This is a genomic window from Pseudomonas sp. NFPP02 (genome assembly GCF_900119355.1).
In the GTDB taxonomy this organism is placed as follows: domain Bacteria; phylum Pseudomonadota; class Gammaproteobacteria; order Pseudomonadales; family Pseudomonadaceae; genus Aquipseudomonas; species Aquipseudomonas paracarnis.
The window spans coordinates 53877-66189 of record NZ_FPJI01000007.1 but is presented as its reverse complement, the minus strand read 5'-3'; the positions used below and the strand labels follow the sequence as shown (position 1 = coordinate 66189).

Annotated in this window: 11 protein-coding genes; 3 read left to right on the top strand and 8 right to left on the bottom strand. The window is 61.3% G+C overall.

All coding sequences use genetic code 11. The annotated features are described in order from the left end of the window. Positions 1–16: 16 nt before the first annotated feature. Positions 17–1540 carry a fumarate hydratase gene (locus BT204_RS13835; RefSeq protein ID WP_034128606.1) on the bottom strand — a complete coding sequence of 508 codons (1524 nt, stop codon included), beginning with the start codon at positions 1538–1540 and terminating at the stop codon, positions 17–19. A gap of 217 nt (positions 1541–1757) precedes the next feature. On the opposite strand from BT204_RS13835, the gene BT204_RS13830 reads away from it, so the two are divergent. Beyond that, positions 1758–2699, top strand: coding sequence for an iron-sulfur-binding ferredoxin reductase (locus tag BT204_RS13830; protein WP_072447162.1), 942 nt, complete (start codon positions 1758–1760; stop codon positions 2697–2699). Positions 2700–2877: 178 nt separating this feature from the next. On the opposite strand, the gene pyk is transcribed toward BT204_RS13830, so the two are convergent. Continuing rightward, on the bottom strand, positions 2878–4329 hold the full coding sequence (pyk, locus tag BT204_RS13825) for a pyruvate kinase (protein WP_003193904.1): 1452 nt from the start codon (positions 4327–4329) through the stop codon (positions 2878–2880). Positions 4330–4502: 173 nt separating this feature from the next. Between pyk and BT204_RS13820 the strand changes: the two genes are divergently transcribed. After that, entirely contained in the window at positions 4503–4877 is a 375-nt protein-coding gene (locus BT204_RS13820) for a tetratricopeptide repeat protein (protein WP_003193903.1), read from the top strand. A 221-nt stretch (positions 4878–5098) separates the two neighbouring features. Beyond that, positions 5099–5458, top strand: a complete 360-nt coding sequence (locus BT204_RS13815) for a PilZ domain-containing protein (RefSeq protein ID WP_034134388.1) — start codon at positions 5099–5101, stop codon at positions 5456–5458. A gap of 52 nt (positions 5459–5510) precedes the next feature. On the opposite strand, the gene BT204_RS13810 is transcribed toward BT204_RS13815, so the two are convergent. Genes BT204_RS13810 through BT204_RS13785 form a run of 6 tightly spaced genes read right to left on the bottom strand, consistent with a single transcriptional unit; the run spans position 5511 to position 12181 of the window. Continuing rightward, on the bottom strand, positions 5511–6842 hold the full coding sequence (locus tag BT204_RS13810; protein ID WP_072447160.1) for a DUF58 domain-containing protein: 1332 nt from the start codon (positions 6840–6842) through the stop codon (positions 5511–5513). A gap of 7 nt (positions 6843–6849) precedes the next feature. After that, on the bottom strand, positions 6850–7845 hold the full coding sequence (locus BT204_RS13805) for an AAA family ATPase (protein ID WP_034128602.1): 996 nt from the start codon (positions 7843–7845) through the stop codon (positions 6850–6852). Continuing rightward, positions 7842–8999: a DUF4350 domain-containing protein gene (locus tag BT204_RS13800; RefSeq protein WP_072447159.1), complete on the bottom strand. Its 1158-nt coding sequence runs from the start codon at positions 8997–8999 to the stop codon at positions 7842–7844. The genes BT204_RS13805 and BT204_RS13800 overlap by 4 nt, the downstream gene beginning before the upstream one ends. Further along, entirely contained in the window at positions 8996–10525 is a 1530-nt protein-coding gene (locus BT204_RS13795; RefSeq protein ID WP_072447157.1) for a DUF4129 domain-containing protein, read from the bottom strand. Before BT204_RS13795 ends, BT204_RS13800 begins: the two co-directional genes overlap by 4 nt. Beyond that, a complete protein-coding gene (locus BT204_RS13790) occupies positions 10512–11492 on the bottom strand; it encodes a stage II sporulation protein M (RefSeq protein ID WP_072447155.1) in 981 nt (326 codons plus the stop codon). Before BT204_RS13790 ends, BT204_RS13795 begins: the two co-directional genes overlap by 14 nt. Then, the gene (locus BT204_RS13785; RefSeq protein WP_072447153.1) at positions 11489–12181 is read right to left on the bottom strand and encodes an RDD family protein; all 693 of its coding nucleotides are present in this window, start codon (positions 12179–12181) and stop codon (positions 11489–11491) included. Before BT204_RS13785 ends, BT204_RS13790 begins: the two co-directional genes overlap by 4 nt. Positions 12182–12313: the final 132 nt, after the last annotated feature.

Genomic DNA, 12313 nt, shown 5'->3' with positions numbered 1-12313 from the left:
CTTTTGGATGAGGTGCTTACTGCACTTCTACCGCCAGGCTGTCACTGATCTTTTTCTGCCAGATGGCAGGACCGGTGATGTGGACGGACTCACCTTTGCTGTCCACTGCAACGGTGACCGGCATGTCTTTCACGTCGAACTCGTAGATGGCTTCCATACCCAGTTCGGCGAAGGCAACCACGCGCGACTTCTTGATGGCCTGGGCCACCAGGTAAGCGGCGCCGCCCACGGCCATCAGGTACACGGCCTTGTGGTCCTTGATCGCTTCGATGGCGGTCGGGCCGCGCTCGGACTTGCCGATCATGCCCAACAGGCCGGTTTGCTCGAGGATCTGACGGGTGAACTTGTCCATCCGCGTCGCGGTGGTCGGGCCCGCCGGGCCAACCACTTCTTCGCGCACCGGATCAACCGGGCCGACGTAGTAGATAAAGCGGCCCTTGAGGTCCACCGGCAAGGTTTCGCCCTTGTTCAGCATCTCGACCATGCGCTTGTGCGCCGCGTCGCGACCGGTAAGCATCTTGCCGTTGAGCAGTACGGTTTCGCCCGGCTTCCAGCTCTGCACTTCTTCCGGAGTCAGGGTGTCGAGGTTGACGCGACGGGCCGATGGGCCGGCTTCCCAGACGATTTCCGGGTAGGCGTCCAACGATGGCGCTTCCAGCGACGCCGGGCCCGAGCCGTCCAGCACGAAGTGCGCGTGACGGGTGGCGGCGCAGTTGGGGATCATGCACACCGGCAGGGACGCGGCGTGGGTCGGGTAGTCCATGATCTTCACGTCGAGCACGGTGGTCAGGCCACCCAGGCCCTGGGCGCCGATGCCCAGTTGGTTGACCTTCTCGAACAACTCCAGGCGCATTTCTTCGATACGGTTCTGCGGGCCGCGCTTTTTCAGCTCGTGGATGTCGATGGACTCCATCAACACTTCCTTGGCCATTACCGCGGCTTTCTCGGCGGTACCGCCGATGCCGATGCCGAGCATGCCCGGTGGGCACCAGCCGGCGCCCATGGTCGGAACAGTCTTGAGCACCCAGTCGACGATCGAGTCGGACGGGTTGAGCATGGCCATTTTCGACTTGTTCTCGGAGCCGCCACCCTTGGCCGCCACGTCCACTTCCACGGTGTTGCCCGGGACGATGGAGTAGTGGATGACCGCGGGGGTGTTGTCCTTGGTGTTCTTGCGGGCGCCTGCCGGGTCGGCGAGGATCGAGGCGCGCAGGACGTTTTCTGGCAGGTTGTAGGCGCGACGCACGCCTTCGTTGATCATGTCGTCCAGGCCCATGGTGGCGCCGTCCCAACGCACGTCCATACCCACGCGCACGAACACCGTGACGATACCGGTGTCCTGGCAGATTGGGCGATGGCCGGTGGCGCACATGCGCGAGTTGATCAGAATCTGGGCGATGGAGTCACGGGCTGCCGGCGATTCTTCGCGCAGGTAGGCTTCGTGCATGGCCTGGATGAAGTCAACGGGGTGGTAATAGGAAATGAATTGCAGGGCGTCGGCAACGCTCTGAATCAGGTCGTCTTGCTTGATCACGGTCATGAGTCGCGCTCCTCTATAAGGGAACATTCAATAAAGATGGCGCCAGTGTTGCATCGGTCGGCTGAAGCCATCTTTCCAAGGCACGCCAGAATGGTGCAGGCGCGACGCTAAAAAGGCGCGGCAGTATAACCCGGCACGGTGGCCGATACACCCGACTATGGTCAAACTGTCGCAGGCATGATTCCCTGTGCGGCGCTCCTTATGATTGAGTCTTTATATGCCTGAACTGTATGTCGGCGAACGCCACTGGTCTGTATCCCTCGGCAGCAACCTGCTGGATGCCTTGAATCAGGCCGGTGTGGCCGTGCCCTTCAGTTGCCGGGCCGGCAGTTGCCATGCGTGCCTGGTGCGTTGCGAGGGTGAGGTTGACGACCAGCAGCCCGAAGCCCTGAGCCCGACGCAGCGCCAGCAAGGTTGGCGCCTGGCGTGCCAGTGCCGGGTCAGTGCGGACCTGAAGGTCGAAGCGTTTGACCCTCAGCGCGATGGCCTGCCCGCCCAGGTGGTGGGCGCCGATTGGCTGAGTTCGACGGTACTGCGCCTGCGCCTGCAACCGGAACGTGCCCTGCGGTACAACGCCGGGCAGCATCTGGTGCTGTGGGCGGGGCAGGTGGCGCGCACCTATTCTCTGGCGGGCTTGCCCCAGGAAGAGCCGTACCTGGAGTTTCATATCGACTGCCGTCAACCCGGTGCATTCAGCGATGCGGCGCGACAGTTGAAGGTCGGTGATCCTTTGCGCCTGGGTGAACTGCGGGGCGGAGCACTGCACTATGACCCTGACTGGCAATCGCGGCCGTTGTGGCTGCTGGCTTCCGGTACTGGCCTGGGGCCCTTGTGGGGGGTGTTGCGCGAGGCGCTGCGCCAGGATCACCAGGGCGACATTCGCGTGATTCACCTGGCCCATGAGGCCGAAGGTCATTATCTGGCTGAACCCCTGGCAGCCCTTGCCGCCCGGCATGGGAACCTGACCGTGGAGCTATGGACCGCGGCGCAGTTGCAGCCGGCATTGGCGCAACTGCGGCTGGTTTCCCGGCATACCCTGGCCTTGCTTTGCGGGCACCCTGCCAGCGTCGAGGCCTTTTCCAAGCGCTTGTTCCTGGCGGGACTGCCGCGTAATCAATTGCTGGCGGATGTGTTTCTATCCCGCCCTTTCACTTTATGAAAAGTCTGCTCAAGTCGGTATCTGAGTTTATCGCCGGGTGCTGATGACGCCATCGCAGGCAAGCCAGCTCCCACAGTAGACCGAGTTGTCTGACTATTGTGGGAACTGGCTTGCCTGCACTGAAATGCAAAAAGCCCCGCCATTCACAGGGCGGGGCTTTTGTTTTTCAGCCTGTCACTCAGACCTGCGGGTCGCCCACATGCAGGATCTTCATTCCATTGGTGCCACCGGTGGTGTGGTAGCTGTCGCCCTTGGTCAGGATGACCCAGTCGCCTTTCTCCACGACGCCGCGTTTAACCAGCTCGTCGATCGCCTTCTGGCTGACTTCGTTCGGTGCCAGCGACGCCGGGTCGAACGGGATGGTGTACACGCCACGGAACATGGCCGCGCGGGCCTGGGCTTCGCGGTGTGGGGTGAACGCGTAGATAGGCACCGAGGAGCGGATGCGCGACATGATCAACGGCGTGTAGCCACTTTCGGTCAAGGCGATGATGGCCTTGACACCCGGGAAGTGGTTGGCGGTGTACATGGCAGCCAGGGCGATGCTCTGGTCGCAGCTTTCGAAGACTTTGCCGATGCGATGGCTGGAGGTCTTGCTGGTCGGGTGCTTTTCGGCACCGACGCAGATACGCGCCATGGCCTGTACGGCCTCCAGCGGGTAAGGGCCGGCGGCACTTTCAGCCGAGAGCATCACGGCGTCGGTGTAGTCGAGTACGGCGTTGGCCACGTCGGACACTTCGGCACGGGTCGGCATCGGGTTCTGGATCATCGACTCCATCATCTGGGTCGCAACGATCACCGCTTTGTTGTGACGGCGTGCGTGCAGGATGATCTTCTTCTGGATACCGATCAGCTCGGCGTCACCGATTTCAACGCCCAGGTCGCCACGGGCAACCATCACGGCATCGGAGGCCTTGATCAGGCCGTCGAGGGTTTCATCATCGGCCACGGCTTCAGCACGTTCGATCTTCGCTACCAGCCAGGCGGTACCGCCGGCTTCGTCGCGCAGCTTACGGGCGTATTCCATGTCGGCGGCGTCGCGCGGGAAGGACACGGCGAGGTAGTCCACTTCCATTTCGGCGGCGAGCTTGATGTCGGCCTTGTCTTTTTCAGTCAGGGCCGGCGCCGTCAGGCCACCACCGCGACGGTTGATGCCTTTGTGGTCGGACAGCGGGCCGCCGATGATCACGGTGCAGTTCAGTTCGGTCGGCGTGGCAGTGTCAACGCGCATCACCACACGGCCGTCGTCCAGCAGCAGTTCGTCACCGACGCCGCAGTCCTTGACCAAGTCCGGGTAGTCGATGCCCACCACGTCCTGGGTGCCTTCGGTCAGCGGGTGGCTGGTGGAGAAGGTGAACTTGTCACCGATCTTCAGCTCGATCCGCTTGTTGGTGAATTTGGCGATACGGATTTTCGGGCCTTGCAGGTCGCCCAAGAGTGCAACGAAGCGGCCATGCTTGGCGGCGAGGTCACGCACCAGCTTGGCGCGAGCCTTGTGCTCGTCCGGGGTGCCGTGGGAGAAGTTCAGACGGGCGACGTCCAAACCAGCCAGAATCAGCTGTTCGAGGACTTCCGGCGAGTTACTGGCCGGGCCAAGGGTGGCGACGATTTTGGTACGACGGACGGACATGCACGGACTCCTGAGTTCAAGCGCTGGGGAAGGCTACTATGCTCTTTCGTTGTAGTCATTGTTCGTTTGCACTACTTATCGACGATTGGCTTGTTTTGGCTGCGGTTGAATGGGCAAACGCCTTGAAGATTTTCGACCAGGGGTCGATACACTGCACAAGACAGGAGAACCCCATGCGAATTTTGCTCGTTGCTGCCCTGGCCGTCAGTGTTGTCGGCTGTACCCGCTGGTCGATGGACCACCATTTGAACAACGCTTACCGTGCCTATGGGGTCGGTGATTGCCAGCGTGTCACCCTGGAGTTGTCCCAGGTCGATCGCGAGAGCCGAACTCGCCGCTACGTGCAACCTGAGGTTTCGATGTTGCGCGGGCAGTGCCTGGAACGCCAGAAACTCTTTGTCGATGCCGCACAGACCTATCAGTTCATCATCGGCCACTACCCGTCGAGCGAGTACGCCTATCGAGCCCGTGCGCGGCTCGATACCTTGCAGCAACTGGGGCATCTGCCGGCTGCAGGCCTGGCAAAACCAAGGCCTGCGTCGTTGTAAGGGTATTTGTCGCTTCATGGCTGGCCTGTCGCCAGTCTTGCGCTATTCTTTGAATGTCTGTTTGTGCAGTACCCATTCGAACGGATGCAATGCCCGGATTCGGCAGCTGTTTGGTGACAAGCGGTAGCTGTTGTCACACCGAGATCCAGGGAGAGCGAGCGATTGCTTGTTCCGAATCACTGGCACGGCCAGATTTTTGGCTATTGAATGGCGACTTCACCATGTTTACCGAACGACGGATCGAGCGGCATCAACTGCCGTATTTTCTGCAGGTGTTCAATCGTATTACTGACAAGCCAATCGGCTATCTTGGAAATGTGTCTGAAAACGGTCTGATGCTGATCAGCTCGTTACCCATGATGACCGACGTGGATTTCGAGCTGCGCTTGAAAGTGCCGGTGGCGCAGGGCGAGTTCAAGGCAATTGACCTCACGGCAACCTGCTTGTGGAGCCATGAAGATGTCACCCCGCAGCATTACGACTCGGGGTTCAGCGTGCTTGAGGCGCCCGAAGAGTACCGGCACCTGATCAACGCGCTGTTGCAGTACTTCAGCTTTTATCCTTTGCAGGCCTCTGTCTGAATTATGCGTGGGGTCGTGGCCGTTTCCTGGCCATGCCCCTGCGCAGTCATCCTCAGAATACCCCGGCCTTTTTCCACTCCAGATAGCGCGTGACCAGCCCGGCACCCAGCGCCGATGGCAAGGTATCCAGCACCGACAGGCCATGAGCACTCAAGCGATCATGGCGTTGGTTGCGGGTGTTGAGGTAATCGATCGTGCCGCTGTAAGCCAGCGCTTCGGGCAGTGTCTGCACAGGCGCCTGGCGTAGTTGGTCGAGGACCTCTTCCCTCAGGCTGGCCACCAGTACCCGGTGATGCCTGCCGATACGCTGGACGGCAGCCATCAGCGCTTCATCCTCCTCATCCCGCAGGTTGGTGACGATGATCACCAGCGCCCGGCGTTTTTGACGTGCCAACAACTGGCTGGCGGCCGCCTGGTAGTCGGCGGTTTTTCGCGTGGTCTGCAGGTCATAGACCGCATTGAGCAACAGGTTCAATTGGCCACTGCCCTTGACCGGCTTCAGGTACCGCGGCTGGTCGCTGGCAAACGTGCACAGCCCTACGGCATCGCCCTGTCTCAAGGCAACGTAGCTCAGCAGCAGGCAGGCATTGAGCGCGTGGTCAAAATGGGACAGTTCATCATCCTGGCTGCGCATGTGCTGGCCGCAATCGAGCATGAACACGATTTGCTGGTCGCGTTCGTCCTGGTACTCCCGGGCAATGGGCGTTCGTTGGCGGGCGGTGGCTTTCCAGTCTATCTGGCGCAGGCTGTCACCTTCACGAAACTCGCGCAGTTGATGAAACTCCAGGCCTAATCCTCGCCGCTGATGTTGGCGCACGCCCAGTTGGCTGAGCCAGTTATCCACACCCCGCAACTGCGCACCGTATAAACGTGCGAAATCCGGGTAAACACGAGTGGCATCGTGAGTCTCGACCCAGCGTCGTGCCGACCACAGCCCCAATGGGCTGGGCAGCAGCAGTTCGCAGCGACTGAAATGGAAGTGCCCGCGCCGCAAGGGGCGTACGCGATAGCCCAGCTCAGCGCGTTCACCGGGGCGTAGTTGAATGGATTGAGGCAGGTTCTCCACATTCAGGCCGTCGGGCACATGATCGAACACCTGCACGGTCAGAGGTTGTGGGTAATCGTGCTCCAGGCACAGGCGTACTTCCTCCCAGCGCCCCAGCGCCAGGCTACCAGGCAATGTTCTGTACACGCGGGCCGAAGGGCGGCGACGCAAGCGTGCAGCATCCAGCATCGCCAGCAGCAGCAGGGCCAGCAGCAGGCCCCAGGCTACCGAATGCAAGGTGGCGGGCACTTTGAACTGCAACGCTGCCGAGGCGCCCAACAAGATGTTCAAACCGAGCAGAACGCCCAGCCAGGTCAGCAGCAGACGAGTCGGTTTCATGGCCGCGTCATTGCCTTGGTGCTGCAATCTGGTCGAGTAACTGCTGGAGCACCTGGTCGACTTCCAAGCCGTCGATGTCCAGTTCTGGTGCGATGCGTACCCGGTGACGCAGTACCGCCAGGGCGCAGCCCTTGATGTCATCGGGGGTGACGAATTCGCCACCGCGCAACAGCGCACGGGCACGTGCCCCGCGTACCAGGGCGATGGAGGCCCTGGGGCCGGCACCGATGGCCAGCCCCGGCCAACTGCGCGTGGCACGGGCCAGGCGCACGGCGTAGTCGAGCACCTGCTCATCGAGTGGCAGGTCACTGGCAATTTGCTGCATCGTTACTACGTCCGCGGCTTGCAGCACCGTACGCAACGGCTGTACCTCCAGCATGTCGGCCTTGGACGAGCGCGTCACTTCGCGGACCATATCCAGCTCTTGTAGAGCATCTGGGTAGTCCATTCGCACCTTGAGCATGAACCGGTCCAGCTCGGCCTCGGGCAGTGGGTAGGTGCCTTCCTGTTCGATGGGGTTCTGGGTCGCCAGCACCATGAAGGGCTGGCCGATGGGCAACGCCTCGCCCTCCAGGGTCACTTGACGTTCCTGCATGGCTTCCAGCAGCGCTGCCTGGGTCTTGGCGGGGGCACGGTTGATCTCATCGGCCAGCAACAGGTGGGTGAATATCGGCCCCTTGCGCAGTTTGAACTGTTCGGTCTGCAGGTCGTAAACGGCGTGGCCGGTGACATCGCTGGGCATCAGGTCCGGGGTGAACTGGATACGGGCGAAATCACCGCCAAAGCAGCGGGCCAGGGCTCGTACCAGCAAGGTCTTGCCCAGGCCTGGCACGCCTTCCAGCAATACGTGGCCGCCTGCGATCAGGGCGGTGAGCACGTCGTCAATCACAAGGTCCTGGCCAATCACGACCTTGCGCAATTCCACGCGCAGCGCCTGGGCCTGCTGGCTGGCGTGCTGAAGCTTTTCGGCGGTCAGGGTGGTGGCCAGTGGAGAGTCGCTCATAAGGCATTCCTGAGGGTTTGCAGGTGCGCCACCTGTCGGCTGAAGTCGGCGTTGGAGAGCCGCTTCAGCGCAACGGGCTCAAGCGCCTGGCTGATGATGTGAGGGGGTTGTCGCGTAAGGTGTTCCAGCACCTGCCGTTGCCTTGGCGCATCGAGGTGTTCGAACCCGGGATGACGTCGCCGGGCTGCGCGCAGAATGTCGTGTCGCAAGGCTTGCAACAACGTGCCCTGGCCGCTGCGGCGCAATAGGAAGTCCGCGCTGGCCTTCAAGTGTTCCTGCAACTGGCGACGCGCCTTGGGAGCCGGTGCCTGGATCGGGCCTTGGCGCATGCCTGCCTGCCACAGCCCCAGAGCAAGCAGCGCAACCAGGGCGACGAGGGCCTGGGGGAAATAACGGAGCAATAGAGTAAACAGATCGTCTGTGTCGCTGTTGAACAGCAGGGTGACGTCAGTGCCCTGGTTCAGGTACCACAGCAACCAGGCGTTATCATGTTTGCCGATATTGGCGGTTTTCCACAGGTCGCTGTCGGTGATCACCGTTACGTGGCCTTGCCCAAGGTCAAGTTGCATCAGGTGGCTGGACTTGGCGCTGTTGGCGGAAAACTGCGCCAGGTGCTTGGGGTCGGTGAGGTTGAAGTCGGTGTCAAAACTGAAGTACGCCGGGGCGGTTTCGTTGTCGACGTAGAGCTTTGTCAGATCCGGCTTGTTTTTTTTACGCGGTGGCACGGGTTCGTCGAAGGTGTCGCTCAAGGTTTGACGGATAGTGAGGCGATCAAGCAGCAGGTCACCGCTTGTGCCGGCGTCTTCATCCCATAATGCCTCGGCGACCAGTAGCAGGTGGCCACCGGCTTTTGCCCAGCCCAGTAGTTGTTCGACCTGGCGCGGGGTCATGTTGCTGCGCTCCCCCAGCAGCAACAGGCTATGGCCTTTGGCAGGCAGGTCGGCGAGTCGTTCAAGGCCATTGGCGTGCGCCACAACCACGCCTTGCTGGCGTAGAAAGTGCTCGGCGGCCAGGTAAGGGTTGGCGCGTGCCTCTGGCGACGGGCCCCGGTCAACCACTTCGTCGTAGGGAATTGCTTTGTGCCAGGCATATAAGCCGCCCGCACCCAGCAGGCACGCCAACAACAGCGCTGTCCACAATAGCGCGCGATTCATTGGCTCGCTCCTTCACTGAAAAGAGCACGCCAGTCGCTGCACAGTTTTTGTTGGGCTGAAGAGGGCGGCAGACGGTGACCATAGGCCAGGTTTTGCCAGTGGCGCGTCAGTTCGTCGCTGAACGCCAGTAATTGCGGTTGTTGCAAACGATGAACGCGCTCCAGCACCTGCCCCTCGGTATCGGCGCTTGTCAGTGGCAGGTCGAACTCATGCAGCAGCCGGCTGAGCAACCCGCGATACAGCAGGCCAAGGGCCTCCCGTGGCTGAGTAGGCCATAGCTGTTCGGCGGTACTGGCGATGTCTTCGGGCAATGTCTCGGCGCCCAGCTCCAAGCCGAACAACTGAGCGGGAACGGGCGAGGGGGCGGTAGTGCGAGTGGGTCCAAGGCGGCTGACGAACGTGCGCAACCATTCACGGTAACGCCAGAACACCAGGGCCAGGCCGCCAATCACAAGGCTCCAGAGCAGTATTTCCAAGGTTTTGGCGACGTATTTGAAGGTGTCGCTGTTAAGGTTGTCGAGCAGTGCCTGGAGCCAGCCGGGTAATTTGCCGTCGCCCTTGGCCTTGTTTTCAACCGGCGCTTTTTCTTCGCCAAACCGATAGCGTGTGACGGTTTCCGGGTTCTTGAAAGGTGGCTTTTCCAGCAATGCCTGGATGGATTGGCTGGCGGTCTGGGTACTAAGTGGCTTATGGGCTGTGGTTTCATCTGCCATGGTCGGTGGGCTGATTTGTAGCAGTGCCAGACCAACGACCAGCAACAGCAGCGGTGCAACGTTGTTCAGGCGCTGGCGCAGGCGACGGAATACCAGTTCCAGGTCCCAGGCCTCCAGCACCGTGCGGCGGTTGAGGTACAGGCTGAAGCCACAGGCGACGTAGATGGGTTCCCAGAACACCAGGACCAGGGCATAGAAAGCATTGCTCAGGTGCTCAAGCCAAAGCACGTCCGAGCCTGATGCCAATACCAGTCGTTGCCAGTCCCAGTCCAGTTCAACCTGTTGCGGGATGAAGAGATAGAACAGGGCCATGCCGCCAAACCACAGACCGATTTCCAGGTGTACGCCGATCGTCGTCAGCCAGCGTGCGGCGCCAGCGTTACGTTGCAGCAACACCCCAAGGCGTCGTTGACGTGCGTCACCGTCCAGGCCTTCCAGTTGGCTGACGGGCAGGGTGACGCTGCGACTCATGCTCAGCCGCCGCCAGGTCAGGCTGGCGAACAGTTGCCCTTTGAGCAACTGCGGCCAATGGCGAACGGCCTGTTTGAGGCTGGGGGGCTCAGCAAACAGGGCCTGGGAAAGAATGTACAGCGGCAAGCGGTCGAAGGCCGGCTTGAGCCACCAGAACAGGAACATGACCAGAGACGGGTAACTCCAGAGCAGCACCGTCAACAGGCTGAATATCGGAAGGCTCACCAGCGCCCAACTGCTCATCAGCAAGAAACGGTGTTCCCGCGCCATCAGCACACCCAAGTCCATGGCTTCCCAGGAAGTGCGCGGGCGAATGACTACGCTGGCGTCAGTCAGGCGCATGGCGACTCCGCCCGGCCAGGGTCAGGTAAGCGGCCACCAGCAGCCAGAGGGCGGCGCCTACCGCGTACTTGAACCAGGGCTCAATGCGAGTGGTTGAGGACCAGTAGGCTTCGATAAAGGCGGCGATCAACAGGAACACCATGACACCACAGAGCATCCTTACGCTTTTGCGCGCGGCCAGGCGCAGGGCTTCGCTGCGCGCCAAGCGCCCGGGGGCGACCAGTGACCAGCCCAGTTGCAAGCCTGCGGCACCGGCCAGTGTGATGGCGCTCAACTCGAATGCGCCGTGACCAATGACAAACGACCAGAAGGTCTGGCCATAGCCAATGTCGGTAAGGTGCCCGGAGACCGCACCTATGACCAAACCGTTGAAAATCAGGAAGAACACACTGCCCAGGCCAAACAACAGGCCGGCGGCAAAGGTCTGGAAGGCGATGCCGATGTTGTGCATCACGTAATAGCCAAACATCATCCAGTCTTCGCTGGCGGCACGCTCGGCAGCGCGGCCCAGGCGGTTGGCATCGGGGTTGTACATGCCCTGCATCTCGGCCACCTGCTGGGGGCTGATGATGCTGTAGACCAGGTCGGGGAACAGGTACACCAGCAGGGCGATCCCCGCCAGGCTGCCAAAGAACAGCAGGCCGGCGATCAGCACGAAGCGCCATTGTTCGCGTACCAGGCGTGGGAAGTCGGCGAGAAGAAACGCCAGTATGTTTGCCGTCAGTTGGCTGCGATGACGATACAGTTGTTGATGGCCGCGCAATGCCAGCTGTTGCAACGGATCGACCAGGTAACTGCTGTAGCCGCGTTGCTGAGCCAGGGCCAGATGTTGGCACAGGCGTCGATATTGATGCGGGAAGTCGGCGACATCGGCGGCCTTGGCTTTACCTTGCTCCAGTTGCTTCAACTGCTCGGCGAAGGTTTGCCATTGATGCTGGTGGCGGCTTTCAAAAAGGCTTTGCTTCATGTCGGCCCCAACAAGCCACGCGCTACACCGTTGAGTTGCTCCACGGCACGCGGTGCAGGCACCTGCAGGGGCCCTGCGAGGATGGCGGCCAGTTCATGCACCCGTTCGGCCGAGAGTTCCGCCTGGCGTTCGGCGAAACCGAGGATGGCCCGCTGTTCGCTCAGCTCCAGTGCGAAGGGTAGGCGCAGGGCGGGTGCTTGAGGGATGCTCGGGCGTACCAGCGGCAGATCGCGGTAGACCACCAGCGTGCCTGCCGCCAGGTCGCCGAGCCGCTTGAAGTGCGGATGCTGCAGGCAACTGATCGCGCCGAGGAAATAACCGAAGGGCAGCATGTCGACAAAACGCAGCAGGTTGCGGATCAATGATGCCGACCAGCCAATGGGCGTGCCGTCATCCTGCACCACGCGCAGGCCCATGACCTGCTTGCCCGGCGAGCAGCCCTGGTTGAGCACTTCGAACAACACCATGTACCACCAGCTCACCACGAACAGCAGCAGCGAACCCAGCCCGATCCCCACATTGCCGAGCAGCGCCAGCGGCACTAGCAGGATCCCCATGATGATCCCTCGCGCGCCCAGGTCGAATGCAAAGGCCAATGCCCGAGAGGGCAGGCCAGCAGGACGCAGGGGCAGGTCGATGCCCTCCGGCGTTTCTATCTGATAGTGGGTATCCAAAGGCGTTGATGGCATTGCGATCCTTGGCAGTGCGAGGCGACTTGCGAGACACGGATGCTAGCAGTGTCGACGGTGGAAGCAACCATTCGAGGGTTTTCTGGATATTTATACAGTCAGGTATCGCTGGCTCCCAACGCCTTGCAGCGC